At 71.1% G+C, this 24,045-nt stretch carries 26 protein-coding genes and 1 pseudogene; 17 read left to right on the top strand and 10 right to left on the bottom strand.

Annotation, left to right across the window (positions count from 1 at the left end):
• Nucleotides 1-18 precede the first annotated feature (18 nt).
• A complete protein-coding gene (locus ACFVTF_RS03995) occupies nucleotides 19-624 on the bottom strand; it encodes an NIPSNAP family protein (protein ID WP_387808629.1) in 606 nt (201 codons plus the stop codon).
• A gap of 90 nt (nucleotides 625-714) precedes the next feature.
• On the opposite strand from ACFVTF_RS03995, the gene ACFVTF_RS03990 reads away from it, so the two are divergent.
• From ACFVTF_RS03990 to ACFVTF_RS03960, 7 genes are all read left to right on the top strand, one after another.
• Nucleotides 715-1,689 carry a helix-turn-helix transcriptional regulator gene (locus tag ACFVTF_RS03990; protein ID WP_387808626.1) on the top strand — a complete coding sequence of 325 codons (975 nt, stop codon included), beginning with the start codon at nucleotides 715-717 and terminating at the stop codon, nucleotides 1,687-1,689.
• A gap of 97 nt (nucleotides 1,690-1,786) precedes the next feature.
• Nucleotides 1,787-3,133, top strand: coding sequence for an acyltransferase family protein (locus ACFVTF_RS03985; RefSeq protein ID WP_387808623.1), 1,347 nt, complete (start codon nucleotides 1,787-1,789; stop codon nucleotides 3,131-3,133).
• Complete coding sequence (locus ACFVTF_RS03980) at nucleotides 3,114-4,340, top strand: cytochrome P450 (RefSeq protein ID WP_387808621.1); 1,227 nt, start codon at nucleotides 3,114-3,116, stop codon at nucleotides 4,338-4,340. The genes ACFVTF_RS03985 and ACFVTF_RS03980 overlap by 20 nt, the downstream gene beginning before the upstream one ends.
• A gap of 281 nt (nucleotides 4,341-4,621) precedes the next feature.
• On the top strand, nucleotides 4,622-4,762 hold the full coding sequence (locus ACFVTF_RS03975) for a lasso RiPP family leader peptide-containing protein (RefSeq protein WP_331745180.1): 141 nt from the start codon (nucleotides 4,622-4,624) through the stop codon (nucleotides 4,760-4,762).
• 11 nt (nucleotides 4,763-4,773) lie between these two features.
• Entirely contained in the window at nucleotides 4,774-6,606 is a 1,833-nt protein-coding gene (locus tag ACFVTF_RS03970; protein ID WP_387808618.1) for an asparagine synthase-related protein, read from the top strand.
• A complete protein-coding gene (locus ACFVTF_RS03965) occupies nucleotides 6,607-6,864 on the top strand; it encodes a lasso peptide biosynthesis PqqD family chaperone (protein ID WP_363586890.1) in 258 nt (85 codons plus the stop codon).
• Entirely contained in the window at nucleotides 6,861-7,289 is a 429-nt protein-coding gene (locus ACFVTF_RS03960) for a lasso peptide biosynthesis B2 protein (protein WP_387808615.1), read from the top strand. Before ACFVTF_RS03965 ends, ACFVTF_RS03960 begins: the two co-directional genes overlap by 4 nt.
• A 27-nt stretch (nucleotides 7,290-7,316) precedes the next feature.
• Here the strand turns inward: ACFVTF_RS03960 and ACFVTF_RS03955 are convergent, their stop codons facing one another.
• Together ACFVTF_RS03955 and ACFVTF_RS03950 are read right to left on the bottom strand one after the other, a co-directional pair.
• Nucleotides 7,317-8,060, bottom strand: coding sequence for a hypothetical protein (locus ACFVTF_RS03955; protein WP_387808612.1), 744 nt, complete (start codon nucleotides 8,058-8,060; stop codon nucleotides 7,317-7,319).
• A 167-nt stretch (nucleotides 8,061-8,227) separates the two neighbouring features.
• The gene (locus ACFVTF_RS03950) at nucleotides 8,228-8,740 is read right to left on the bottom strand and encodes a LuxR C-terminal-related transcriptional regulator (protein ID WP_387808610.1); all 513 of its coding nucleotides are present in this window, start codon (nucleotides 8,738-8,740) and stop codon (nucleotides 8,228-8,230) included.
• A gap of 175 nt (nucleotides 8,741-8,915) precedes the next feature.
• Here ACFVTF_RS03950 and ACFVTF_RS03945 point away from each other — a divergent pair, with 175 nt between their 5' ends.
• From ACFVTF_RS03945 to ACFVTF_RS03935, 3 genes and pseudogenes are all read left to right on the top strand, one after another.
• A complete protein-coding gene (locus tag ACFVTF_RS03945; RefSeq protein WP_387808607.1) occupies nucleotides 8,916-9,269 on the top strand; it encodes an Imm8 family immunity protein in 354 nt (117 codons plus the stop codon).
• A gap of 164 nt (nucleotides 9,270-9,433) precedes the next feature.
• A complete protein-coding gene (locus tag ACFVTF_RS03940; protein ID WP_387808604.1) occupies nucleotides 9,434-10,813 on the top strand; it encodes a M14 family zinc carboxypeptidase in 1,380 nt (459 codons plus the stop codon).
• Between the two features lie 231 nt (nucleotides 10,814-11,044).
• Nucleotides 11,045-11,394 (top strand): annotated as a pseudogene (locus tag ACFVTF_RS03935) (IS5/IS1182 family transposase); the annotation flags it as partial.
• Nucleotides 11,395-11,400: 6 nt separating this feature from the next.
• Here the strand turns inward: ACFVTF_RS03935 and ACFVTF_RS03930 are convergent.
• Nucleotides 11,401-11,913 (bottom strand): DUF5959 family protein, encoded by a 513-nt coding sequence (locus ACFVTF_RS03930; protein WP_387808601.1) that lies wholly within the window; start codon nucleotides 11,911-11,913, stop codon nucleotides 11,401-11,403.
• Here ACFVTF_RS03930 and ACFVTF_RS03925 point away from each other — a divergent pair.
• Complete coding sequence (locus ACFVTF_RS03925) at nucleotides 11,878-12,279, top strand: DUF6368 family protein (protein ID WP_387808598.1); 402 nt, start codon at nucleotides 11,878-11,880, stop codon at nucleotides 12,277-12,279. The genes ACFVTF_RS03930 and ACFVTF_RS03925 overlap by 36 nt on opposite strands.
• 131 nt (nucleotides 12,280-12,410) lie before the next feature.
• On the opposite strand, the gene ACFVTF_RS03920 is transcribed toward ACFVTF_RS03925, so the two are convergent.
• A complete protein-coding gene (locus tag ACFVTF_RS03920) occupies nucleotides 12,411-13,154 on the bottom strand; it encodes a DUF6193 family natural product biosynthesis protein (RefSeq protein ID WP_387808595.1) in 744 nt (247 codons plus the stop codon).
• Nucleotides 13,155-13,310: 156 nt separating this feature from the next.
• Here ACFVTF_RS03920 and ACFVTF_RS03915 point away from each other — a divergent pair, with 156 nt between their 5' ends.
• Nucleotides 13,311-14,123: a leucine-rich repeat domain-containing protein gene (locus tag ACFVTF_RS03915; protein ID WP_387808592.1), complete on the top strand. Its 813-nt coding sequence runs from the start codon at nucleotides 13,311-13,313 to the stop codon at nucleotides 14,121-14,123.
• Nucleotides 14,124-14,225: 102 nt separating this feature from the next.
• Here the strand turns inward: ACFVTF_RS03915 and ACFVTF_RS03910 are convergent, their stop codons facing one another.
• Nucleotides 14,226-15,863: an ISL3 family transposase gene (locus ACFVTF_RS03910; protein ID WP_387808590.1), complete on the bottom strand. Its 1,638-nt coding sequence runs from the start codon at nucleotides 15,861-15,863 to the stop codon at nucleotides 14,226-14,228.
• Between the two features lie 128 nt (nucleotides 15,864-15,991).
• Between ACFVTF_RS03910 and ACFVTF_RS03905 the strand changes: the two genes are divergently transcribed.
• Both ACFVTF_RS03905 and ACFVTF_RS03900 read left to right on the top strand, forming a co-directional pair.
• A complete protein-coding gene (locus ACFVTF_RS03905; protein ID WP_387808588.1) occupies nucleotides 15,992-16,522 on the top strand; it encodes a TetR/AcrR family transcriptional regulator C-terminal ligand-binding domain-containing protein in 531 nt (176 codons plus the stop codon).
• Between the two features lie 376 nt (nucleotides 16,523-16,898).
• Nucleotides 16,899-17,444: a hypothetical protein gene (locus tag ACFVTF_RS03900; RefSeq protein ID WP_387808585.1), complete on the top strand. Its 546-nt coding sequence runs from the start codon at nucleotides 16,899-16,901 to the stop codon at nucleotides 17,442-17,444.
• 146 nt (nucleotides 17,445-17,590) lie between these two features.
• On the opposite strand, the gene ACFVTF_RS03895 is transcribed toward ACFVTF_RS03900, so the two are convergent.
• Both ACFVTF_RS03895 and ACFVTF_RS03890 read right to left on the bottom strand, forming a co-directional pair.
• On the bottom strand, nucleotides 17,591-18,313 hold the full coding sequence (locus ACFVTF_RS03895) for a hypothetical protein (protein ID WP_387808582.1): 723 nt from the start codon (nucleotides 18,311-18,313) through the stop codon (nucleotides 17,591-17,593).
• A 174-nt stretch (nucleotides 18,314-18,487) separates the two neighbouring features.
• Nucleotides 18,488-19,003 carry an AAA family ATPase gene (locus ACFVTF_RS03890; protein ID WP_387808579.1) on the bottom strand — a complete coding sequence of 172 codons (516 nt, stop codon included), beginning with the start codon at nucleotides 19,001-19,003 and terminating at the stop codon, nucleotides 18,488-18,490.
• A 257-nt stretch (nucleotides 19,004-19,260) separates the two neighbouring features.
• Between ACFVTF_RS03890 and ACFVTF_RS03885 the strand changes: the two genes are divergently transcribed.
• Nucleotides 19,261-19,464 carry a LuxR C-terminal-related transcriptional regulator gene (locus ACFVTF_RS03885; RefSeq protein WP_387808577.1) on the top strand — a complete coding sequence of 68 codons (204 nt, stop codon included), beginning with the start codon at nucleotides 19,261-19,263 and terminating at the stop codon, nucleotides 19,462-19,464.
• 96 nt (nucleotides 19,465-19,560) lie between these two features.
• Here the strand turns inward: ACFVTF_RS03885 and ACFVTF_RS03880 are convergent, their stop codons facing one another.
• A complete protein-coding gene (locus ACFVTF_RS03880; protein ID WP_387808574.1) occupies nucleotides 19,561-20,310 on the bottom strand; it encodes a hypothetical protein in 750 nt (249 codons plus the stop codon).
• 484 nt (nucleotides 20,311-20,794) lie between these two features.
• On the opposite strand from ACFVTF_RS03880, the gene ACFVTF_RS03875 reads away from it, so the two are divergent.
• Complete coding sequence (locus ACFVTF_RS03875) at nucleotides 20,795-21,334, top strand: hypothetical protein (protein WP_387808571.1); 540 nt, start codon at nucleotides 20,795-20,797, stop codon at nucleotides 21,332-21,334.
• A gap of 64 nt (nucleotides 21,335-21,398) precedes the next feature.
• On the opposite strand, the gene ACFVTF_RS03870 is transcribed toward ACFVTF_RS03875, so the two are convergent.
• Nucleotides 21,399-22,109 (bottom strand): SAVMC3_10250 family protein, encoded by a 711-nt coding sequence (locus ACFVTF_RS03870; RefSeq protein ID WP_387808568.1) that lies wholly within the window; start codon nucleotides 22,107-22,109, stop codon nucleotides 21,399-21,401.
• 422 nt (nucleotides 22,110-22,531) lie between these two features.
• Between ACFVTF_RS03870 and tgmC the strand changes: the two genes are divergently transcribed.
• Nucleotides 22,532-23,671, top strand: a complete 1,140-nt coding sequence (gene tgmC / locus ACFVTF_RS03865) for an ATP-grasp peptide maturase system methyltransferase (RefSeq protein ID WP_387808566.1) — start codon at nucleotides 22,532-22,534, stop codon at nucleotides 23,669-23,671.
• Nucleotides 23,672-24,045 lie beyond the last annotated feature (374 nt).

The raw sequence follows: 24,045 nt of genomic DNA, 5'->3' as shown, positions 1-24,045 counted from the left end.
GGCCCTGTGCGACAGGCTTCAGCGGGAGTGTTGCGGCACGGGCGAGAGGTGCAGTTGCTGCGGGGCGGAGTGCAGGTGTGCCGAGAGGTCCGGCAGGGGGGCGGTGTCGCCCGTGGTGAACCAGACCAGGACGTCCTCGCCGGCCCGTACGGGAAGGGCGGGGAAGTCGTTCTCCGCGTGTTCGGTGCGGTGAACCGCCAACGGCGGGGTCCGGGCGGCCAGTTCCGGGCGCAGGCGCCGCTCGAAGTGGTCGGCGAAGGCGGCGGGGTCCAGGGGGTGGCAGATGGTCGCGACGACCGGTCCGGCGTCGGCCGGGGCGGTGAAGCCCGGGCCGCGCAGCAGCAGGACGTCGTCCGAGTCCACCATCGTCGCGTTGGCGGCGTCCCGGTGCTCCTGCCAGACCGGCCCGTAGTAGAAGGCGTGCAGTGCTCGGGCCCGCGACGCCATGTCCGGGAAGCTGCGCAGCCAGACGAAGCGGTCCGGGTCGTCCAGGTCCCGGAACCGGCCGCCGACGGTGATGCCCACCGCCTGCTGTCCGGTCACGAACTCCCGCTCGAAGAGGGCGACCAGGGTGTCGCGGGCACCTGGGTGCAGGGTGTACTGGCGCAGTTCGACGATGCTCACGAGGCGGCCTGCGACTGGAAGTCGGAATCGATCATGGCCGCAGGCTAGGACCGGTCCACTGACACCTCCTGTCAGTGGATACTGGCAGTCGTGCGCGCCAGCCGACTGATCTCACTGCTCCTGCTCCTCCAGAACCGGGGAAGGACGACGGCCCAGCAGCTCGCCGACGAGCTGGAGGTGTCGGTCCGCACGGTCTACCGGGACCTCGAAGCGCTCGGCGCCGCCGGGGTCCCGCTGTTCGGCGAGGCCGGTCACGGCGGCGGCTACCAGCTGCTCGACGGGTACCGCACCCGGCTGACGGGCCTGACCGCCGACGAGTCGCAGGCCCTATTCCTGGCCGGACTGCCCGGCCCGGCGGCCGAGTTGGGCCTGGGCGAGGTACTGGCGGCCGCCCAGCTCAAGCTGCGGGCCGCCCTGCCGGCGGAGCTCCGCGAGCGGGCCGGGCTGATCCAGGAGCGCTTCCACCTCGATGCGCCCGGCTGGTACGGGGACGTGGACGAGACGCCGCACCTGGCGGCCGTCGCGGCCGCGCTCTGGGACCGGCGCAGAGTGTGGGTCCGCTACCGGCGGTGGAAGGCGCCCACCGAGGTGGAACGGCGGCTGGAGCCGTACGGACTGGTCCTCAAGGCCGGCCGCTGGTATCTGGTCGCTGCCACGGACGGTGCCACCCCGCGTACGTACCGGGTCGACCAGATCCTCGAACTACGGGAACTGGAAGGGGAGTTCGAGATTCCGGCGAGCTTCGACCTGGCTGCACACTGGCGGGGCTGGCTCGCCGACTTCCACGCCGGGCTGCACACGGCGGAGGCGACGGTGCGACTGTCGCCGCGCGGTGTCGCCCAGGGCCGCGAGCAGCTCGGCCGCGCGTTCGACCGGGCGGTCGCGGATTCGGGGGTGGTCGAGGCGGACGGCTGGACCAGGGCGTCCGTGCCCATCGAGTCCCTCGGCCACGCCCACAACGAGTTCCTGGGACTGGGCACCGACGTGGAGGTCCTCGAACCACCGGAGTTGCGTGCCCGGCTGGCCGCGACCGCCCGCGCACTCGCCGACCGGTACGGGGCCTGACGTGGGTGAACTCCCGCCCCAGCTCTGCGTCTTGGAAGACAGGCGATGCGGTGCATCGAGAAAATCCGCTTGACCGTTCCGGCGGGGCCATTTGATAGTGGCCCAAACACTCTGCGCACAGGACACTCTGCGCACAGGCTCGGATTCCACACGAAGCCTTGGTGTCGTGGATATCGTCATCGACAGGGAAGCGGTGATGCAGTCGCCGGAACCGTCCGCTCGTCCGAGCCGCCTGCCGTCGCTGACCGGTATGCGATTCATCGCGGCGTTCGCCGTGCTGATATCCCACCTGGCCGGTCAGATCGTCGGATCGATACACCCCGGCCTGCCGTACCTGATCACGACCCTCGGACCGGTCGGGGTGGCGTTCTTCTTCGTGCTCAGCGGCTTCATCCTCACCTGGGTCGCCGACCCGAACGACACCGCCCCACTGTTCTGGCGCCGACGCCTGGCGAAGATCCTTCCGAATCACCTGACGACCTTCGCGGCCGCCGTGGCGTTGATGGCCGCCGCGGGCGTACCGATCATGGCGATCAACACGATTCCGCCGTTGCTGCTGATCGAGCCCTGGATTCCCAACTTCGACGCCCTCGGCGGGCTGACCGGAATCAACGTGCCGAGTTGGACCCTCGGCTGCGAGTTGGTCTTTTATTTCGCGTTCCCCTGGCTCGTCCGTCTCGTTGGGCGCATCCGGCCGGCGCGGCTGTGGCCGTGGGCGGTGGGCGTCGCCATCGCGATCATCGCCGTCCCGTTCGCCGCCCAGCTGCTGCCGACGCGGCCGGCCACCTCATGGGACCCGGCGATCGCCGAGTTGCAGTCCTGGTTCGCCTACAGCCTGCCCTTCACCCGAATGCTCGAATTCGTCCTCGGCATCCTGATGGCGCGCATCGTGATCTCGGGGAGGTGGATCCGCCTGGGCATGGCGCCGGCGTTCCTCCTGACGACCGCCTGCGTGGTGGTCCAGTCCAACCTGCCCGGCGTGTTCCGACTCTGCGCCGGACCGACCGCGGCCGCACTCGCCCTGCTGATCGCGGCCGGCGCCGCCGCCGACGTACGTACCGCACGCACCCCCTTCAGCGGCCGGACCATGGTGTGGCTCGGCGAGATCTCGTTCGCCCTCTACCTCGTGCACTACCTCGTCATCCAGTACGGCCCGATCGACGGCGTGCACGCCACGGGCGGGACGGCGGGCGGCGCCGCGTCGACGCGGCTGGTGCACATCCTGCTCACCGTCGCGATCAGCCTCGTCCTCGCGGCGGCCCTCTACACACTGGTCGAACGCCCGGCGGTCCGACGCTTCAGCCGGCCACGCGGCCGCCGCGCCGGACCCGCCCCGGTCCGTGAGGACGGCCTGCCCCGCACGAGCTGGCCCCGTACGCGTCGGCGCGATGCGCGTTCCCTCCGTCATCCTGGAGCCGTCACCCATGACGAAACCCGGCCTTGACCCGGCCCCCGAATCCTCCGAAGTCCCCGAATTCCCGGTCACCCGGCCGGACTCCCGCCCCTTCGACCCCGACGAGGTCTACACCCGGCTGCGCGCCCACGCGCCGGTGTCACCGGTGCGCTGCCCGGCCGGGATGGACGCATGGCTGGTCAGCCGCCACGAGGACATCCGGAGCGTGCTCACGGACCCCCGGCTGAGCTCCCGCGGCGCGGGATCGATGCACATGCTGCCCTCCTACGACCGGCGCGACCCGGCCCCCGGCTCGATGATCCAGCTGGACGGCGAAGAGCACACACGGCTGCGACGGCTGCTGATCGGCGAGTTCACCATGCGGCGGATGGAGGCGCTGAGACCGTCCGTCCAGCGGATCACCGACCGGCACGTCGACGCGATGCTCGCCGGGTCGAGCGCCGACCTGGTCCGGGACTTCGCGCTGCCGATCCCGTCGCTGGTGATCTGCGAGCTGCTCGGCGTGCCCTACGACGGCCACGAGTCCTTCCAGCGCGACAGCGAGGTGCTGATCGGCTTCGAGGCCGACGCGGCGACCCGCGACGCGGCGACCCGACGGCTGGAGGGCTACCTCGGCGAGTTGGTCCTCCGGCGCCGGGCCGAGCCGCAGGACGACCTGCTGAGCCGGCTGATCGTCCGCGGCGAGGCGACCGAAAACCCCCCGACCGTAGCGGAGTTGGCCACGCTCGGCGTACTGCTGCTGGTCGCCGGGCACGAGTCGACGGCCAACATGATCGCGCTCAGCGCCCTGGTGCTGATGGCGGACCAGGAGCGGGCGGCCGCGCTGCGGGCCGCCCCGGACACCATCGGCACGGCCGTGGAGGAACTGCTGCGCTACCTGTCCGTGATCCAGTTCGGGCTGCTGCGGTACGCCACCGAGGACGTCACCGTGGGCGGCACCGAAGTGGCGGCGGGGAGCTGGCTGGTCGCCGCGATCCCGTCCGGCAACCGGGACGAGGACGTGTTCCCGGCCCCGGACACCGTCGACCTGCGCCGACCGCCCCGCGCACACCTGGCGTTCGGGTTCGGTCCGCACCAGTGCATCGGCCAGCAGCTGGCCCGGATCGAGCTGCAGGTCGCGCTGGCCACCCTGCTGCGCCGCATGCCGGGGCTGCGGCTGGCCGGGCCGTTGGCGCCGTCCGCCTTCAAGCACAACGACATCGTCTTCGGCCTGCGGAGCATGCCGGTCCTCTGGTGACGTCCGGGGCTTCAAGAGCTCGCGGCGGCCACGCCAGCGGCGGGTCCGCGTTCTCCCGCCTTCCCCTCTGGCCGGATCCAGCCCCTCCGCCCTCCGTGCGCGCGGACCGGCACTCACGTGCCCGGCAGCCCCGGCAGCGGCCCCGGCCCCCCAGGTGGGGGACCGTCAGGTTCCGGCCGAAGCCTCCGGCACCGCTTGTCCATCGGGGAGTCGGCAGAGAAGAGTTGTACTCGACCGGCCGGTGATCGCGTCCCATTCCTTGTGAACGAGAGGACATCGTCATGACCGACGTGTACGAGCCCCCGACGCAGGACGTGTACGAGCCCCCGATGCTGATCGAACTCGGCGACTTCGCGGACCTCACCCGGGGCTTCGACATCGGCAACCAGTCCGATGTCCACGGCTACTACCTCGCTCCCTGAGGAACCGGCCGATGAGCGGTCACCCGCGGACCTGGTTCGTGGTCCTTCCGGACACCGAAGCCGGGGCCGCGACGGCCGCGGTGTGGGGCACGGCAGAGTGCCGTGCCCTGCACCACCCCAGCGGGCGTCCCTGGGTCCTCGGCCAGTGGCCGGCCGACGAGCCGGTCACCGCCCAGGCCGGACCGGTCGCGCTGGCCGTGTTCGGCACCTCCGACGCCGACCCGCACCGCCTGCGCCGCCACGCCGAACGCGTTCGCGACCCGCGGGACGTGCTCGCCCTCGGCGGCGACCTCGCGGGCAGCTTCCACCTCCTCGCCACCGTGCACGGCACCGTGGCCGCGCGCGGCTCGCTCTCCGGACTGCGCCGACTCCACCTGGCCGAGGTCGACGGCGTCCCCGTGCTGTCCGACCGGGCCGACGTCCTGGCCGCTGCCGCCGGCCTTGCCCCGTCCCTCGACCGGCTCGCCCTCAGGCTCGCCGACCCGCTGCCGCACCCCGTCGACGCGCTGCCCCTGTGGCCGGGAGTCACCGCCGTGCCGCCGAACCACGCGGCCGTGCTCGCCCCCGGACGCCCCGCCCGCAGCCTCGCCCACTGGCACCCGCCGGCCCCGCGGCGCGCCCGGCCCGAAGCCGCGACGGCGCTCGGCCAGGCCCTGCACCGGGCCGTCGACACCCGGACCAGGGACGGCGGGCTCATCGCCGCCGACCTCTCCGGCGGGCTGGACTCCACACCCCTGTGCTTCCTGGCCGCCACCGGCCCGGCCGAACTGCTCACCGTCACCATCGGCTCCGTCGACCCCCACCACGAGGACGCCGCCTGGGCGCAGCGAGCCGCGCACCACCTGCCCGGCCGGCGCCTCGTACTGGCGGCCGAGGACGTTCCCGCGATGTTCGCGGGCATCGACACACCCGGGCCGCAGGGCGACGAACCGTTCGCCTGGACCCGGACCAGGGCCCGCGACGAAGCCGTCGCCCGGCTGCTCGCGAAGCACGGCGCCCGGCTGCGGATCAGCGGCGAGGGCGGCGACGAGGTGCTGCAGGCGCTGCCCGCCTACCTGCGCACCGTCCTGCCACGGCACCCGGCCACCGCCGCCCGCCACCTGCGCGGACACCGGGCCCGCCTGCGCTGGACGCTGCCGGACGCCCTGAGCGCCCTCACCGACCCCCGGCCGTACCCGGCCTGGCTCGCCCGCGCCGCCGACCGCCTCACCCACCCCGACCCGCCGCGCACCACCCAACTGCTCGGCTGGGGGATCACACCCCGGCTGCCGCCCTGGGCCACCGCCCGGACGGCCGAACTGGTACGCGAACAGCTGCGGGCCGCCCAGGGCTCCGAACCGCTGGCGCCGGAGCACGCCCAGCACCAGGCGCTGCGCATGGTCCGGCACAGCGCGGCGGCCATGCGGCAGCTGATCGACGCCACCACCCGCGCGGGAACGCCGTACAGCGTGCCCTTCCTGGACGACCAGGTCCTGGACGCCTGCCTGGCCGCCGACCCCGCCACCCGCGGAACGCCCTTCGCGTACAAGCCGCTGCTCACCGCGGCCGTCGCGCCCGACGTGCCGGCCGACCTCCTCCGGCGCACCGGCAAGGGCGACTTCAGCCCGGACACCCACCAGGGGCTCGCCCGCCACCGCGCCGAACTCGCCGCGCTCATCGACGACAGCGCCCTGGCCCGCGCCGGACTGGTCGACCCGGACGCCCTCCGGCAGGCCTGCCTCGGGCTGTACCCGCCCGGCACCTCCTACGCGGCCCTGGACGCGACGCTCGCCTGCGAGCACTGGCTGCGCGCCCACGGGGCGAGCCCGCGCCCCGCTTCCCCGACCACCGTTCAAGGAGCTTGAATGGCCACCCGGTTGCGCCCCGACGTGACGCTCACCCCGACCGACGACGGCGCCGTCGTCCTGGACGAACGCTCCGGGCGCTACTTCCAGCTGAACCGCACCGGGCTGCTCATCCTGCGGTCCCTGCTGGAGGACCGGACCGCCGACGAGATCGCCGCCGACCTCGGCGGCCGGTTCCCGGTCACGGCGGCCCGGGCACGTTCCGACGTCGACCGGCTGCACGAGAGCCTGCGCACCGCCGGACTGGTCACCGGATGAGCCTGCACGCGCACGCCGACAAGGTGGGCCGGCCGCCCTGGCACCTGCGGCCGGCCGTGCTCGCGGCGATCGGCGCGGCCCGGCTGGTCGAACGGCTCCCCCCGGCCCGGATCCGCCGGCTGATGAGCGCACTGCGGCGCGGCGCCCGCCCCGCCGGCCGGGCCGAGGCCCTGGCCGCCCGGCAGGCCGTGGTCGCCCTCAGCATGCGCTGCGCCGGCCAGGGGTGTCTCCAACGCTCCATCGCCGCAGCGCTGTTGTGCCGCACACGCGGCACCTGGCCGACCTGGCGCACGGGCGTGCGAACCGCCCCGTTCCGCGCCCACGCATGGATCGAGGCCGACGGCGAACCCGTCGACGAGCCCGCCGAACTCGCCCACTTCCACCCGCTGATCACCGTCGCACCGGAACACCGGCCGGGCCCGTGACCTCGCGGCCTCGCCGCCTCGCTGGGGTTACTTGCCGGCGGCTGCCATGGAGGTGACGGCCTCCGCGACGGTGGCGCGGTAGTTGCCCATGTGGGGGTTGAGGACGCGGGTGTCGGGGGTGAGCGGGAAGTTGTGGGTGGCGGCGAGGGGCATGTTGGTGTCGTCCTGGTCGGCGAGGACGTTGATTTCGTTGATGTCGGGGGTGGTGCCGGTGGTGGCGCCGCTGGGGTTGAGGTCGATGACGACGTAGGCGTTCTGGCCGGCGGGGACGGGGAAGCGCAGGGTGCCGCTGGCGAGTACCGGCCGGATGTTGTTGCTCTGGTCGCGGGCGGTGGAGTTGCCCAGGTTGACGCCGGGGGAGGAGCTGAGGCTGCAGGCCTTGGCGCCGGTGTTGTGGACGTCGATGACCCGCTGGCTGGGTGCTCCGGGGCGTGCGGTGACGTGGATGGAGAGGTTGTTGATGTCGCAGGGGGTGGCGTCGGTGGGGGCGTTGCCGCCGCCGGGTCGGGTGCTGGTGGAGGGGCTGGTGCCGGACGGCGTGTGAGGCGCGCTGGTGGGGGTGTGTGACGCGGCCGCGGTGGCCGGGGCGGTCGGTGACCCGGCTGCGGGGGCCGCGCCGGTGGGGGCGGGCGTGACGGCGGCGGTGGTGGGGGAGGCCTTCGGGCCGGCGGCCTGGTCGGTGTTGTCGGGCCCGCAGGCGGTCAGGACGAGTCCGGCGCCGACGGCGAGGACGGCGGTGACGAGCAGCGGGCGACGGCGGCGGACGGACATGGTGGCTCCCCGATGACAGTGCGTGCTGGCTTGCTGGACACCCACCATGACGGTCGGTCAGTGCTTTTTGGTGGCAGGCACGGCGTCACAATCACCAGGACATCGCGAGGACGGGACTGTGACAATCCATCGGGGAGCTGCGGGTTGACACGGCGTACTCAGGCCGGTCAGAGCCAGCCGTTCTGGGCGGCCTTGATGCCGGCCTCGAAGCGGCTGCTGGCGTTGAGCCGCTCCATGATGGAGGCCATGTGGCGGCCGACGGTGCGGGAGGAGATGCCCAGGCGCTGGCCGGCGGTGTCGTCGGTGAGACCGTTGCCGAGCAGGCGCAGCAGTTCGCGCTCGGTGGCGGTGAGTCCGGTGGTGGGGTCGCCGGGGGATGCGGCGCCGAGCGGGACGGCGGTGTTCCACGCCTGCTCGTAGAGGTCGAGCAGGGCGGTGAGGATGCCGGGTTCGGTGACGTGCAGTGCGCCCTTGCGGTGGTCCTCGGGGTCGATGGGGACGAGGGCCTCGCGGCGGTCGGCGATGACGATGCGCTGAGGGATCGTGGGGGCGGTGCGGACTTCGCCGCCCTGGCTGAGCAGCCAGTGGGCGTACCCGGTGACGTGCGGCTGGTGGCGGGTGGAGTCCTGGTAGAGGGTGCGGATGGCTGACGCCGGGCCTTGAGGACCGCGGCCTGACAACGCCGCACACACCGGGCGGCGGCCTGCACCACGAGGTGCGGGCCGCCGCTTTCGGGTCACCGGCACCGCCCCTGACGGAGCCGTGCCTCCTGTGAACCTCGAATACGTTTGCGGGCCGGAAGTCCGGCTCATGGCAAGGTGACATCCACCTCGACATCACCGGAATGGGGACTCCATGAGGGCGCACATCAAGGGATACAGCAGTCCGGACGTGGATCTGGACGACTTCACTCCGGACGACCCGGAGTGCTTCGCCTTCCTGCTGGAGGCGTATGTCGGGCCTGAAGGGGGGAACGGCGGTGAGACGCTGGGGTTCACGGTCTGCACGCCGGGCCACCTCTCGCGCCTGGTCGACGAGATCGGAACGGTCCCCGGGCACGGGCTGGTCATCACCAAGTCGTGCAAAATCGACGAGATCGTCGCCTTTGTCGAAAGGATGATACTGAGGCAGACCGGTGGCGACTGGCGCGCTGTGGCCAAGAACCTCGGAAGGATCGGCATCATGGAATTCGATGACCCGATCTTCTGATAGTCGGATTCGATAGCTGATGAGTGTCCGTCACCCTGGAGCACCAGGTGCGCGGACCGGACTGCCAAGCAGGCGTCATACGCTCCCCACAGCACGGGTAGTGATCAGTACGAGCCGGCCGCCGTTGGTGCGAGGCCGGGACGGGCGTACAGGGGAGGGCACCGATGTTGACCGATACGTCGACCAGCGCCGGCAGGGCGGTCCTGCTCCACGACCGGTACCCCACGCTGGAAGAACTCGCCGACACAGCACACCTGCTGGCCGCCGGACACCCGGAACTCTGCCGCGTGCGCACCGTCGGGACATCCCGCGCCGGCCGGCCGCTGGTGCTCCTGACGATCGGCCGCGCCACCGCCACCACCAACGTGCTGATCGTGACGGGTGCGCACGCCGACGAGTTCTCCGGCCGCGCCGGCATCGTGGAACTGGCCCACCGGGTCCTCGCGCAGCCGTCTCTGCACCAGGCGGTGACCTGGAACTTCCTGCTCTGCCTCGACCCCGACGGGGCACGCCTCGCAGCGGTCGGCGCCGGCACCCGAAGCCTGCCCGAGTACTTCGAGCACTACTTCCGCCCCGCCGCCGAGGAACAGCCCGAGTGGGCGCCGGCGATCGGCGGGAGACTTCCGGAGAGCCGGGTCCTCCTCGACCTGATCGACGACCTCCGACCGTCCCTCCAGTTCTCCCTCCACAGCGCCGACGTCGGCGGGACCTTCCTCCAGTCGACCTGCGATCCGGCCGGCCTCGCCGAGCCGTTCGCAACCTCCGCCGCCGGACTCGGGATCCCGGTCGAGACCGGCCCCTACGACGCCTTCTGGCTGCGCGAAGCGGGCCCGGGCGTCTTCATGATGGCGCCGCACCACATCGACCAGCAGGAAAGCAGCACCGGAATGCTGGCGCCACCTCACCCCGACCGACCTCACCCCGCCCAGCCCCGGCAGGCGACAGGAGGCGTCCGCGCCACCACCTGGTTCGCCCCCCAGCGCCACGGCGGCGAGACGGTCATCGTCGAGACGCCGGCCTGGGCCAGCGCCCACCTCGGGGACTCCCGCCCGGCCGACGACCCCCACGCGCGCCTGACCGCCTGCGCCGACCAGGTCCGGGAACGAGGCCGCCTGCTCACCGACCTGCTGGACGAATCTCTGCCCCACCTGGGCGACACCGCCCTGCTCCGGGCCGCGCGCACGCCGCTGACGGCAGCGCGACAACTGGCCCACGAATGGGACCCGCAGGCCGCCGGACAGCGCCTCCTCCACCCGACGCCCATGACGGAGGCGAAGCTCGCCGGCATCGAACTGTGGGCCCACCGGATCCCGGTCCGCGCGGCCGCACTGCTCCGCCGCGCCGCCGAGGCGGCCAAGGCACCCACCCCACCGGCCACCGCCCGACTCGACCACCTCCTCCAGACCTGGTGCGCCCAGTACCAGCGGCGCTTCCAGCCGACCTGGCTGCCCGTCGCCCGCCAGGCAGAGCACCAGGCGAACACCGTCCAGGCCGCCGTGGCGCTCAGCCACCCGACGACGCCCGGCGCCCGGCGCGACCGGTAGAGCACTCCGCCGCTTCGGCACCGGTTTGCGGCCGTCGGCCGAAGCCGCCTCAGAACTCCTAACGAAATGACCTCCGAGGCGGTTGGAGCACCCCGGGAGCGTTGATCCGGGGGTGCGGGGTGCCCCGACCGAAGCCGTGAGACGTCGATGACGAGTGGTGGGTAGTGGTCGAGCCACTGCTGTCCAAGGCCGAGCGTCGGGTTCGGCATCCCGGGCACAAGCGGCATCCGGACCGGCGGCGATCGCAACGACGTCACCCAGCTCATCCCACTATTTGATGCCGTGCCGCCAGTACGCGGCAGGCGCGGACGCCCCCGGACGTCGCCCGGAGATCGTGCTCGGCGACCGCGGCTACGAACACGACAGGGACCGCCGCCTCGTCCGGGCCCTCGGAGTGAAGCCGGTGATCGCCCGACGCGCTACCTCCCAGGCTCCGGAGTCGGCACTCAACGTCGGCTCGTAGAGCGCGGGTTCGTCCATTTGTGCTGGTTCCGCCGTCTGTGGATCCGCCGGGAGATCCGCGACGCATCTACGAAGTCTTCCTCACTCTCGGATGCGCACTCATCTGTCGGCGGCAGCTTGTCTTCCTACCTCGACAGCATCGGAACCCAGTGATCCATCACCTGGCGCAGACGCTGGCGATGGTCGGCGATCCAGTCGTCCGGCGGGACGAGCGGGACCCGCACGGTGACCATGGACCTGGACTCGTCCTCCACGACCACTTCCGGACAGTCACGTTCGCCGGTGAGCTGGATGAAGATGGACGGCCCTCTGCTCATCTCCATCCACGCAACGTCCTCGCCGGCGTCGAGCCGGTCCAGCGCGTCGGTCCAGCTCTCCAGCTTCGAAACGGACAACGCCAGGTCGATGCGGCCGGACACGAAGGGCGTCTTGACGACGATCTCGGCATCGATCCCGGCGGACCACCTGAGGTTACGTCCCAGGACGTTGACCGTGACGCTGTTCCCCTCGTCATCAGCGAGGTGGATGAGCTCCCTCGGTGACCTGTCGCCCATTGCTGCCCTTTCGTCGGCGAGTACGAGATCCAGCTCCAGGTGGAGAGCTTGGGCATTACGGACGCCGGTGAAGTCGATGGCCATCGGCCGTTCGTGGTCTCGCTCATGGGGCCTGGTGTCGGCGACGAGTCGATCTTCGAGGCTGAGCACCCCGACGAGGTCGATCAGGAAGCTCTCATCGGCTTCACACCAACGCATGCGGTCGATGTCATCGCTCTTGCCAACGAGCCGATCGACCACATCGCGACCGCCTTGCTGACCGTGGCAATTATGGATGTGATCGGGGGTTTCGCCAACGCCGAGTTGGCCCAGGGGCAGAGAGCGATCGTGGACGGTCTTCCAGGGATGGTCGCCACGACGACGGGTACTTGGCCGTGGCCGGCTGTGTATGGCTCCGCAGAATTCCTCAGGGCATGGTCAAAGCAATCCGGCTTCCGGCTACTCACGTGATCCGTGAGTTCTTTGATCAGCTCAGGATGCGAGCAGAACATGTTTCCGCAGGAGGGCGAAGCCAGCCCGGCCTCTTGCGGAAACGAGTCCTGCTGACATCCTGACCACCTTCTGGGTGGCTGATGTCGCTTTCAGGAGCCTCGCACAGGGTGCTCGGAAGACCTCTGGAGCAGGTCGGCGGGGATCCGTTCGACGGCGATGGCGATCGCTTCGGCGGCTGTGGTGACGTGGTGGAGGGCGGGGCCGTTCCAGCACTCTCTGATGGTGTAGTCGCCGGCTCCGTGGGGTGACCCGATGGAGACGAAGGACGGGGTGTACGGGCCGTCAGGCTTCTCGGCGAAACCCAGAGCCCAGTGGCTGGTGTAGGGGTAGAGCCTGCGGAGCTTCGGTTCGGCGTGGGCGGACTCGACGAGCGCCTGGTACTGCGGCCAGTCGGCGCGATCGGCCTCCTTCAGCAGCCACTGCCACTCCGAGGCGATGACGTCGGCGGGGTTGTTGTCGGGCACCTCGAAACGACCGGTCAGGAGGTCGAAGGTCGCGGTCTTCCTGATCTCGTCGAGGCTGGCCCCCTCGGCCCAGCCTCGGATCACCTGGGGAAGTTCGCGTATGTCCTTGGTGCTGCCGCAGATCATGAGTCTGTCGTTGGACGAGCCCCAGAAGGCCCAGTTCCGCTCGTGATGCCACGCCGCGACGTAGGACGAGTGTCGATGCGGGACGACACTGGTGATCGTGGCATGACGCAGTGGATCGGACGAGGTCACGGCCAGGGGAAGGGACATGCCTTGGGCCGCAGCTTCGGCTTGGAGTGCTGCGGCCAGGCTGCCGTGGGCGGCCACGTCCGGGTAGAGGATGGCTGGGTTTGGTTCGCGGTTCATGACGTTCCGATCCTCATGCCGGTGTGGTGCGCGGGGTCGGCCATCATAGGTGGCTGAAAGGGAGGCGGAAAACGGGCTCTTGCGCTGATCTTGTGATCGGGCCAAGCCGCAGGCCCCACTGATCCGTCTCGCCCGCGTCTTCGTATCTTTGGTGCCATGGCGAATGAAGCAGAGCCGGCATCGCACACCAATCGGTGGGGCAACACGGCGAATTCGGTCCCGGGCAGCAGCGAGTCCTACCGGGACGTCTGCACGTGCTTCGACCAGGGCCGGGTGAGCAACCGGCGACGGGTGGGCTTCCACAGTGAGCGTCAGGACACATCTTCGCCGGCCTGGCAGCATCTCCTGGCGCTGATCGAGGAAGCCGCCGCCGACGGACGGGAGGTGTTTCGGCCGTTGGTGGAGATGAGTCCCCGAGAGCGACGTCAGATCGTCACCCTGCCGCCCAGCATCGCGAAGCTCACCGCCGTCAAGCAGTTCATCCTCTACGGCAGCAATCTGGTTCGGATCCCTCCGGAGATCGGTGCCATGAGCAGCCTGCAGGAATTTACCCCGTACACCTCCTACCGACTGCACTGGTTCCCGTACGAGCTGATCAGGTGCCCGAGCCTGAAACGCAGCACTGTGAGCACACGCGCTCTGTACGGCAACGAGAAGCTCCGCCCACCGTTCCCCCCGCTCCAACCTGGCGGCGTGGAGACCGCAGACCTCAACCTCGACGACGTCGACCCCGGAGAATGGGGTGCTACGGCACTCCGAAGGTGCAGCGCGTGTGACCGGTCGCTGGAGGGAACCAAGATCCACCAGGCATGGATTTCGCTGCGGGTTGCCACCGACGTCTTGCCGCTCCTGGTCAACGCCTGCTCCGCAGCCTGCCTGCAGATCCTTCCCAAGCCTCCCGAGGACTACATTCGGACCCCACACATGGGTGGCCCCAGACTTGCCCAACCCACTGCTGACTACGCCTGACTTCCCATCATGCCAGCGAGCTGCGGCTCAGCTGCCGGGTGCCGGCCCAGGTCGACATCCGGGCCGTCACAAGATCAGCGCCGATCCTGTGACGTAGTCTGGTCAGGGCGTCAAGAGTGCACGCTTGCGGAGGAAGTCAAGGTTGGCTCGTCCGTATCCTTGCCTTTTGAGCAGTTTCACCCTTGTGACCTGTCCCTCGACCTGTCCAGAGCTCCACGGGGTGGAGAGCCCGGCCGTGACGGCGTCGATGCCGCGGCTCAGTCCATTGACGAGGGAGTGCAGGGCGGGCAGGTCGTCGGCGAGGACGCGTTCCATCCAGGCGGGCAGTTGGTCGCCCCGCAGGTCGCGCATCATGGCGGCGAAGTCGCGGACGTGGTGGGTGACGGCGTCGAGTTCGGGGCAGCCGGCCTGGATCTCCTTAAGGTCGACGGCATCATCGGCTGTCAGGTTTGCGGGGTCGATCATGATCCAGCGGACGATGCGGCGGGGCCGTGGAGCCGGGCGGGGCGCGGGTGGTGCGGCGGTGGTGGCCTTGAAGGGGCGGAGGTAGCGGCGGACGGTCTGGATGCTTCCGGCGAAGCCCAGGGTGACGATCTCCTGGTGGAGCTCGGCCGTGTTGTGACAGCCCTCGTTCCACCGCTGGTGGAGGTAGGGCTTGTACTCGTCCAGGATGGTGGAGCGGTTCGTCGCTTTGACCAGCAGTTCGTCAATGCTGGTGGCGCGCGCGAAGCGGCGCACGGTGGACCGGTCCAGCTGAAGTGTTCGGCAGATGTTCTCCAGCGTGCTGCCGCCCTCCAGGAGCTGTCGTACGGCGGTGTGGCGTTCCTTGGTCCGGGTCACCAGGCGGCGTTCTCGTCCGCAGACGTCGAGCATCCCCGCAGCCGGTGTCGACTGATGGGGCGTCAGCCAGATGTCGTCGCTGGTCGGTGAGGCAGCCGGTACGCCATTCTCGAATACGGTCCGGACACCGACGTGGTGGGAGGAGACGGTCTTATCCACGGCCTCGCCGAGGTTGTGCCACAGATGCCAGGCGTCGGCGACCTGCACCGCTTGCGGGGCTCCGCTGCGGGCGCCCTCGGCATAAGCCCCGGCCCGGTCCCTACATATGATCTCCGCTTCCGGATGGCCCTTCGGCCAGGCGGCCAGCGGTTCGGCATCCCGGCCGGGCAGCACGTCCACCGGGCGGCGTGTCTCCAGGTCCACCAGGATCGTGGCGTACGAGTCGCCCTTGCGTAGCGCGAAATCGTCGACACCGAGCACGCGGATCTGTCCGACGGGACCTTCCGACGTGGCATGGACCAGGCGTAACAGGGTGTCCTTGGCTACACGCAGGCCCAATACCCCGGCCAGACGGGCGCCCGTGCGTCCGGCCAACGCGAGAGCGATCGAGGTCAACTGCTCACGCGCCAGTGGGGTGTACCGGGCATGCGGGCTGGTCAGCCTCGTGATCTGCTCGGCGAACGTCACCGCCCGACACGCCGGGTTCGGGCACTTGAACCGCCGAACCAGCAGCTCGATCACCACGCTGGTACCACCGACCGCGGCATCCGCGAGCCGTCGCATGTGCCGGCCGTGCACCCGGTCCGACGCACTACCGCAGTGCGGACAGTCCGCACCCGCCGAGCGGGCTCGCGCATGCTCGTGACCGCCCCGGCCACAGCCCGCTCGACCAACTCCACCACGACACCAGCGAGATGAGGGAACAGCACCTCGAAGCTCCGCGAAGAACACGCGAGCCATAATCACAGCTGTCACTGACATCGGCAGCGTCACAAGATCAGCGCCAGAGCCCGGAACTCCCCAGTCGCCGCGGCGGCCGGCAGCGTGACCCCGCCACCGACACGGCCATCATCGATGCGGTCCTCGGCATGGTCGCCTCGGGCGCCACCCTCAGCGGCCTGTCGCTGGTGACCATCGCCAAGCAGGCCGGGGTCTCGCGCAACAGCGTCTACCGGCGCTGGAAGACCAAGGACGAGCTCTACCTCGACGTGCTGGAGGCGATCAACGAACCGCGGCCCTTGCCGGCCGACTCCGATGCCGACACCCGCGCCGACCTCGCGGTCCTTCTCCGGGCCCTGGCCGAGCGCGTCGTTGACGAACGGGCCAGCAGCATGCTGCGCGCTCTCAACGCCGAGGCCGCAACCTTCCCGCGGCTGCACAGCCGCTACTTCGAGGAGATCGTCACTCCCCGCCGGAGTGCCATGAACCGTGTCCTGCGACGCGGCGTGGAACGAGGCGAGATCCGCCCCGACATCGACCTCGACCTGGTCTCCGAACTCCTCGTGTCCCCCCTCCTCGCCCGCATGGCATCGGGCAGCACCGACCAGCTGGACCCGGAACGGGCGAGCCGGCGGATCATCGACCTCGTCCTCGACGGTGCGGCGCCCGCGCCGAACTGAGGAGAGGAGCGGCCCGGCCCGCGGCCTCCGCCACGTCGGCACCGCCTCCGCGTGCGCGCGGGCGCGCTCGTCCGGCGCCGCGCCGCTCACCGGCGTCGGGTGCCGCCGGGCCCGGGTGGGGCATTGCGTGTCAACTCCCTTGCTGACATCCTCAGTTGGCCGCGCCGGTCCCGGCGGTCGGGCAGAACCTGCACCACGGGCGTGGCTCGCGTGGCTCGCGTGGCTCGTGCGGTCCGTGCGGTCCGTGCGGTCCGTGCGGTCCGTGCGGTCCGTGCGGTCCGTTCGGCTCGCGCGGCTTCGCGGCGGGGCGGTGGGCGCGGCAGCAACTACGGGGGCGGCGGTCGTGGTGCGTGCGCGGGGAGGCGGCGTGTGGGGTGTGGCAGCGCGTGTGGCGGTGCGCGCGGTGGCGGGGCTGCTGGCGGTGGCGCTCCTGACCGGGGCGGTGTGGCTGGCCTGGTGGCTGAGCGCGGAGCGGATCGGCGCGGCCATGGGGCTGGGCCCGCCGGACGGCGTGGTGCTGGTGGACCACTGTTACGAGGTGTCCGACAGCGAGGGCTACAGCGACGGCACCGACTGCCAGGGGCAGTTCACGCCGGTCGGCGCCTCCGCCGACGAGGCCCGCCCGATCGTGGTGAGCGGCACGGCCGGCAAGCACCGGGCCGGCACCCGGCTCCCGGTGCGGCTGGTGCGGGGCGTGGCCTACGAGCCGTCGTCGGCGCCCGCCGTGAAGTACGGCATCGGCGCGGGCATGGCCCTCGTCATGGGCGCGGTGCCGGCCGGCTGGCTGCTGGTCGGTGTCCGGCGTGGTGAGGCCCCGGAGTTCATGACCCTGCTGTTCGGTCTCCTCATCGGGTTTACGGCCGTGGTGGTCCTGGGCATCGTGGTCGGCTTGCTCGCAGGCCTGGTCGAACTGGCGCTCTGAGTGGGGCCGACGGGTGTCCCGTCCCCCCGAAGGCCGGGCCCGCGCCCCGGTGGTCGGTGCCCCGTCGGCTCGTTCTCCTCGGAGGCCATGACGCGCGGGCCGTGGTCATTCGCCTCGCGTACGGGGCCGGGCCGTCGACGTGGTGCTCACCTGACGATGTCGCCGTCCGGCACGTCCTGGACGGTGACCTGCCCGCGCTTGCCGCCCAGGATCTTGGCCACCGCGTCACCGATCGCCTTCGCGTCGCCCGTCGGCTCGGGGACCGACCCGTCGGTGTACCGCTCGATGGCCTTCTGGAGGTACGAGGGGTTCCAGGCCCCGACGGCCCCGCTGACGTCGACGGACGCCACCCGTCGGCCACCGACGGCACGCTTGATGGCCGGCAGGACCTCGTCCGAGTAGTACTTCCCCGGGACCTGGAACAGGCTGACATGGCCGCCGACCTTGCCGCCGTCCCGCAGGTAGACGGTGACGACCAGGCAGCTGGTCACCGACGGGTAGGTGATCGTCCCGTGCGGACCGACCTCGCCGACCTCGCCCTCCGTGATCGAGAGGGTGGTCGCGGGTGCGCCGGCCTGCCGGACCTCGGCCACCGGGCCGGGCCCGGTGGCCGAGGTCCCGACAGCCTTGCCGAACGCGGCGCTGACGGCCCTGACGGTGCTGACGGAGTTGACGGAGTTGACGGTGCTGACGGCGTTGCCGGAGTCGACCGCCTCGGTGGGGCCCGGGCCGTACGCCGACTTGGCGGCCCCCGGCCAACCGGCCGACGCTGCATCGCCCCCGCCTGCCGCGCAGGCCGCCAACACCAGTACCGCGCCGACGGCCAGCCCGACCCGTCCCACGCACCGCTCGGACACCACGAACCTCATGACCCCACACCCCACGAATCCGGTCTGCACACACCCGCGCACGCGCGCGGCGACACATGCTCCCGAGTACGAACGATCTCGTCAACCCGACACCCGACACTCGGTACCCGACCCCCGACACCCGTCAATCGGCCGGGGGAGGGGGAGGGGGAGCCGGCTCCGATCGCCGCCGGATCAGGCGTCGGGGGAGCCGGTGATCCACCGCAGGACGTCCTCGGCGACCTCCACCGGGGCACGGTCGGAGCTGGTGAAGGCCGTGGGGACGAGTCCGCGCAGTTCGTCGGCGTCCTGGAGCGCTTCCTCGACCTGCTCTGCGCTCCAGCCGCGGGCGGCCAACCGGACGCGGCGGTCGTGGTCCGTGCAGTCCAGCCGCGCCCAGACGACCTCCGGGGCGTCCGGCACATCGGCCGCGGCGGCCTCCCACTCGGCCGGGGTGAGGGGGCAGGAGACGAGGACGGGCCCGCCTCCCCGCGCGAGCATGCCCGCGATCCGTACCCACAGGCGGTTGTAGTCGGGCCAGGTGCCGGACGCGTCCGGGGAGGTGATGTCGATACCGAGCAACCGACCGTCCTCGTCGGGCAGTTCGTCGAAGTCGACCACCGTGACCGGCCGTTCCCGCAGCCGGCCCAGAAGTGTCGACTTGCCCGCTCCCGGTGCCCCGGTGATCAACCGCACCACAGACCTGACCATGACGATTCCAGCCCCGCTTCCGTCGATGACCGGTACCCCGGATCCCGAGTGCCCAGCCGACCATATAGCGGGATACCTGCCCTTCGTCCCCCAGGATCCGGCCGCGAGTCGCCCCCCCGGTGTCACAACACGCTTGTCCTGTAGGCGAGTTCGCGTTGATCCGACGACGAACCGGTCGGGGGCAAATCACGGATCGGGCTGCGCGTCGCGGCCGGGCTGGCGGAGACTGGTGCGCGGCACGGGGGCGGGGAAGCGGCGTGCCATCGGCTCGGCAGTGCCTCCGTGACGTCAACGAGAGACAGGAGCTGCACACCCCCAACCGCCAGATCGCCGAGCGCCTGCACATCACGCCCCGCACCGTGGGAACCCACATCGAGCACATCCTCGCCAAGCTCGACCTGCCCAACCGCGCGGCCGCGGCCGCCCGGGCCGCCGCCTGGGGCATCGGCCCCTCCCGCTGACCCGGCGCCACCAGCCCGAACCGCCTCACCCACCCCCCAGACGCGCGCCCGCCCCGGCCGGGCCAGCCGACTTGGTGGGGCCGGGCGGACGTGTGCCTACGGCCGGTACTGCTCGGCGAGGTCGCCGTAACCGCCGGCCGTCCAGACCGCCTTGCGGAAGTCCGCGAGGACGAGTGCCTGGGCGCCCTGCCCGGCGGTGGGTGGGAAGTGAGCGGTGCCGCACCGGGCGCAGTACCAGGCCTGGTTCCAGAGCCGCTCGGCCTGGGGCCGGCCCTCCAGACGCCGCCGCCGGCTGAGGAACAGCGCGGTCGCGCCGGCCAGCAGGGCGATCGCGGCGGCCAGGATCAGGCACGACCCCCAGAGCGGGACCAGGGCGTCGTTCGCGTCGGCGAGCGGGGCCGCCACGTGCGCGGCCGGGGACGCCGGAGCGGCCTTCGGAAGGTAGCCCGGGAGGTCGGTGGGGAAGTCGTTCGGGAACCCCGGGTGCTTGGTCACCCAGTCCGGCGGCGAGAGGTCGGGCTTCTGGTGGACGGGCGCGTCGCGCGCCATGGTGCCCTGGATGAACGTGAAGACCGCCCCGACCAGCACCACGAAGCCAAGAGCCGCCAGCGCCTGGATCGTGGTGCTGGTCCTCGGCGGCGCGGGCGCCAGGGCCCGGCCGAGGACGGAGACCTCCTCGCGGGTCTCGGTCCGGCCGTCGCTGCCGGAGCTGCGCACGGTGACGTTGCGCCGCTCGCTCATGTGGACCGCCGGCACGCTGCGGACCTGGTCGGTCAGCCCGCAGCCGGGGCAGGGCGACAGGGTGCCGTGCGGCGGTGGTACGGGTACGGCGTCATTGACCGGCATGTGTGGAAATCCCCCCATGAGTACGACGGTTGGGTGACCGTTCGTATCCGGGTGGACGCCACCGCACGGCTTCCGGTTGCGGCAGCCGACCGTGGCGCTCGTGCTCCAGAACACCCTGTACGAGCTGACGCCCATCGACCAGCATCCCTAAGCTGACATGACCGCCGGGCCCCAGCTCCGAATCCAGGTCCCCTCAAAAGCAGAGACGGACCAGCAACCGGCCTGACTCACGGGCGTCCCGGGGCCGTTCCGGTCGACCGCGCGACACCGTAGCCCGAAGGAGCCGTTCTTGAGTCCCACTCACCCCGTGACGCGCCTGGCCGCGGCCGCAGCGACTCTCGCCGTCCTGGTCGGCTGCTCGTCCTCGCACGACAAGGAGCCGAACCGGCCCGGAGCCGAAGCCGTCACCCGGCCCGGCCCAGGCGAAGGCCCGGACCTACCGCCCCCGGCCGGTACGGCAGCACCCTCTAGCGCCGCCCCGAGCGTGGGGAGTCCGGCGGACTGGCCCACCGAGCCGGTGGCCGCCGCCGAGGCTCCGACGGTCAGGAGCCAGGTGATCAAGGCCGGGTACACCGGCGAGTCGTACCTGAACCACGTGGCCACCACCTGGGGCATCACCATGAAGGCCCGGGAGAAGGTCGACTTCCCCGGCCGGCCGACGGTCTGGCACGCCTCGGGCGTCAAGGAGGACGGGAACACCGCGATGTGGATCGCCGAGACGTGGACCATCGACGGCGACTTGACGACCTGGTCCTGCCACGTGACGGCCACCGCCGCGAAGCAAGCCGATTTCCTCCATGATTGCGCCGGTCTGGATCATCCGGGGGCGGAACCGGAGTCCACCAAGACCTGGCTGGACGCCATGAAGCCCCGAGTGGACACCGCCTTCGCCGCCGGCCGGGCCCCCGTCGACAGCCCGCTCCACCGCTCCGGCCCGGTGGCCTCCATGCTCCAGAAGGGACCCGACGGCACGTACGGCGGCGACTACTACGAACTGCGGACCTTCGGCGTCGGTCCGGGCTGATCGGTTGGCCCGGTGGAGGAAGCGGGCGTCGGGAACCTGGACCTCGATGGATCACTTCCTGCCCCTACCTGGCCAACTCCACGAACAGCGGGCTCGCGACCACGACCCTGGCCGCCTCCCTGTCATTGAACGGTGAGTCGTCGACTCTGACGTTCGCCGTCACACGCGCGTATCCGGTCACCCTGGCAGCGATCTCAGCGGGATAGCGCTGGTCCAGGTCTCTCAGCGTGAACCACAAGGTCTGCGAGAAGCCCTGCTGGGTCAGTCCCGTGAGGAAGTCGACCAGGCCGATCGGCGAAGACATCACCGCGGTGTGACGGGATGTGACGTTTGGTACCTCTTCCGCGCGGGTGCCGACGAGGTGCTCCGGTGATCCGTGCAGCAGCAACCGGGTGGGCCAAGCGACATCGCTGTCGGGTGGCTGGGGATCCCAGAACAGCAGTGCAGGGGGTCCTGAGATGTCCGGGCCGCGGCGTCCCTCGGGGTCGTGGAAGATCTGGTAGTTCATGTCGGCGGTGAACCGCACCCACTGTCCTGGCCGCAGGTCCTCGTCGGTGAACGACTTCGGTGCCGGATTGGTCTTTTCGAGATGGCGGACGACCTCGGCCAGTCGCGGGTGGTCGCCGGGCTTCGACTCGGAGAGCCCGACCTGAAGCCCGCCCAACCCCATGGGCGCGGTCGCCCCTATCTGATTGACGCGCCGCTTGCGTCCGTCTTTTCCGTCATCGACGAACTGGCTCAGCTTCCGTTCGGACAGATAGATCAGCTCACGCATGCTCCAACTATGAGTTCTGTCAGTCCTGTTCGGCAATGACGGTGTCGGATCAGCCTTCAAGGCTGTCGGAGTCGACGTCGTGGGTGGCGAGGCTTCCACGGTCTCCTGACCGGATGGAATCGTCTGCCTCGACTGCGAGCCCTGCCCCGGCCCATCACCTGAACCAGCACGACCGTCCCCGCCCGCCCACGAACCGGCTCTTGCCACCGTTGGTGGATGCGGCCGAGGTTGGCCGGCGCCCATGGCGAACAGCATGCGCGCTACGGTAGGCATTCTCTCAACTACTCAGTGTGGAGACCTGCTTGTGCTTCGACACCAGTAGCCCGACCCGCACCGGTCAGGGCGACGGCGACGGGAACAGCGGGGGACAGGCCGCGCCCCGCCGAGGCTCTGGCCGACCGACTCCAGAGAGGCACCAACCCGTGAGCACCCCCGCCGAACTGCGCGCTGCCCTCGTCGACCGGCTCACCGCCGACGGCGCCCTCACCGACCCGGCCTGGCGCGCGGCCGCGGCCGCCGTGCCGCGCGAGACCTTCGTCCCCGAGTACTTCCTGCCCGTGCCCGCAAGCGTGCCCACGGCCTACGCTCCAGTCCTGCGCGACGACCCCGGCCGCCTGGAAGGGGTCTACCGCGACCAGACGCTGGTCACCCAGCTCGACGGGCGCCTGAGCCCCTCCGACGTCCGGGGGCCGGTGGCCGGCGCCCCCTCGTCCTCCTCCACCCTGCCCTCCCTCGTGCTGGGGATGTGGCAGCAGCTCGACGTCGAGGCCGGCCACCATGTGCTGGAGATCGGCACCGGCACCGGCTACTCCACCGCCCTCGGCGCCCACCGCCTCGGGGAACGGAACGTCGTGAGCGTCGAAGTCGACCCGGAGGTCGGGGCGCGGGCGGCGGAGGCGGTCAGAGCCGCGGGCTACTCTCCGACCCTCGTCATCGGCGACGGCCTCGCCGGGTACGCCGACGGCGGACCGTACGACCGGCTGATCGCGACCTGCTCGATCCGCCACCTCCCGCTCCCGTGGCTCCACCAGGTCAGGCCCGGCGGCAGGATCCTCGCCACCTTCACCGGGTGGAGTTTCGCCTTCGGCCTCGCACTGCTCACCGTCACCGGGCCCGGCTGCGCGAGCGGCCGGTTCCTGCCCGGCTACGTCAACTTCATGGTCGCCCGGCCGCACGACCGGCCCCCGCGCCAGCCCGTCACCCTGCTCTCCGGCGACGCGCGGTCCAGCGCGATCGACCCGGCGATCCTGGGCGACTGGACCGGCAAGTGGGTCGCCCAGCTCGCCGCCCCCTCCGCCGAGATCATCGGCGCCGGAGACCAGCAGATCCTGGTGGACTTCGCCACCGGCTCCCACGCCCGTACCGCGCCGAACCCCGACGGCGGCTGGATCGTCACCCAGCGCGGGCCCCTGCGCCTGTGGGACCAGGCCGAGGCCGCCATCCTGGCCTGGCAGCAACACGGCGCCCCCCACCAGGAGGGCTTCGGCATCACGATCGACGGCGACGGCCAGCGCGTGTGGATCGGCACCGAAGAAGGCCCCGCCTGGAACCTGCCCGTCTGACCGATTCCCCAGCGCCCTCTGTCCCGAAGCTCTTTGATTAGCGGAGTCCCCAATTCCTTGACAGTTCATACGAATTATCACCACCATTGGCGGTGGTCGCCGCGAGTCCCGGCCGACCGCCCCCACACGCACCGAAGGAGACAGACATGCGGAAGATGACGACCCGTAAGTCCGGCACCGTCGCACTGACCGGCAACGCCCGCCGGCTCTGGTTGGAGTGGTGCTGGTAACTCCGGCGCACCACTGACACCGGTGGCGGGGGCGGGGGGGGGGGGGGGGCGGGCGGGGGGCCCGGGGGGGGGGGGGGGCGGGCGCACGGGGGCGCGGGGCGGCGGGCCGCGGGGGGGCCGGCGGCGCGAGGAGGGGGGGGTGTG

The sequence above is a fragment of the Kitasatospora sp. NPDC057940 genome, from assembly GCF_042887425.1.
Lineage (GTDB): Bacteria > Actinomycetota > Actinomycetes > Streptomycetales > Streptomycetaceae > Kitasatospora.
The sequence above is the reverse complement of the archived record's forward strand: the minus strand, read 5'-3'. Positions and strand labels throughout refer to the sequence as shown.

What these genes read in the sequence shown, in the direction of transcription:
- ACFVTF_RS03980 (WP_387808621.1), top strand. Translation starts at nt 3,114, where the DNA reads ATGACGAAACCCGGCCTTGACCCGGCCCCCGAATCCTCCGAAGTCCCC.
- ACFVTF_RS03975 (WP_331745180.1), top strand. Translation starts at nt 4,622, where the DNA reads ATGACCGACGTGTACGAGCCCCCGACGCAGGACGTGTACGAGCCCCCG.
- ACFVTF_RS03970 (WP_387808618.1), top strand. Translation starts at nt 4,774, where the DNA reads ATGAGCGGTCACCCGCGGACCTGGTTCGTGGTCCTTCCGGACACCGAA.
- ACFVTF_RS03965 (WP_363586890.1), top strand. Translation starts at nt 6,607, where the DNA reads ATGGCCACCCGGTTGCGCCCCGACGTGACGCTCACCCCGACCGACGAC.
- ACFVTF_RS03960 (WP_387808615.1), top strand. Translation starts at nt 6,861, where the DNA reads ATGAGCCTGCACGCGCACGCCGACAAGGTGGGCCGGCCGCCCTGGCAC.
- ACFVTF_RS03955 (WP_387808612.1), bottom strand. Translation starts at nt 8,060, where the DNA reads ATGTCCGTCCGCCGCCGTCGCCCGCTGCTCGTCACCGCCGTCCTCGCC.
- ACFVTF_RS03945 (WP_387808607.1), top strand. Translation starts at nt 8,916, where the DNA reads ATGAGGGCGCACATCAAGGGATACAGCAGTCCGGACGTGGATCTGGAC.
- ACFVTF_RS03940 (WP_387808604.1), top strand. Translation starts at nt 9,434, where the DNA reads ATGTTGACCGATACGTCGACCAGCGCCGGCAGGGCGGTCCTGCTCCAC.
- ACFVTF_RS03930 (WP_387808601.1), bottom strand. Translation starts at nt 11,913, where the DNA reads ATGGCCATCGACTTCACCGGCGTCCGTAATGCCCAAGCTCTCCACCTG.
- ACFVTF_RS03920 (WP_387808595.1), bottom strand. Translation starts at nt 13,154, where the DNA reads ATGAACCGCGAACCAAACCCAGCCATCCTCTACCCGGACGTGGCCGCC.
- ACFVTF_RS03915 (WP_387808592.1), top strand. Translation starts at nt 13,311, where the DNA reads ATGGCGAATGAAGCAGAGCCGGCATCGCACACCAATCGGTGGGGCAAC.
- ACFVTF_RS03910 (WP_387808590.1), bottom strand. Translation starts at nt 15,863, where the DNA reads ATGGCTCGCGTGTTCTTCGCGGAGCTTCGAGGTGCTGTTCCCTCATCT.
- ACFVTF_RS03905 (WP_387808588.1), top strand. Translation starts at nt 15,992, where the DNA reads ATGGTCGCCTCGGGCGCCACCCTCAGCGGCCTGTCGCTGGTGACCATC.
- ACFVTF_RS03895 (WP_387808582.1), bottom strand. Translation starts at nt 18,313, where the DNA reads ATGAGGTTCGTGGTGTCCGAGCGGTGCGTGGGACGGGTCGGGCTGGCC.
- ACFVTF_RS03890 (WP_387808579.1), bottom strand. Translation starts at nt 19,003, where the DNA reads ATGGTCAGGTCTGTGGTGCGGTTGATCACCGGGGCACCGGGAGCGGGC.
- ACFVTF_RS03880 (WP_387808574.1), bottom strand. Translation starts at nt 20,310, where the DNA reads ATGCCGGTCAATGACGCCGTACCCGTACCACCGCCGCACGGCACCCTG.
- ACFVTF_RS03870 (WP_387808568.1), bottom strand. Translation starts at nt 22,109, where the DNA reads ATGCGTGAGCTGATCTATCTGTCCGAACGGAAGCTGAGCCAGTTCGTC.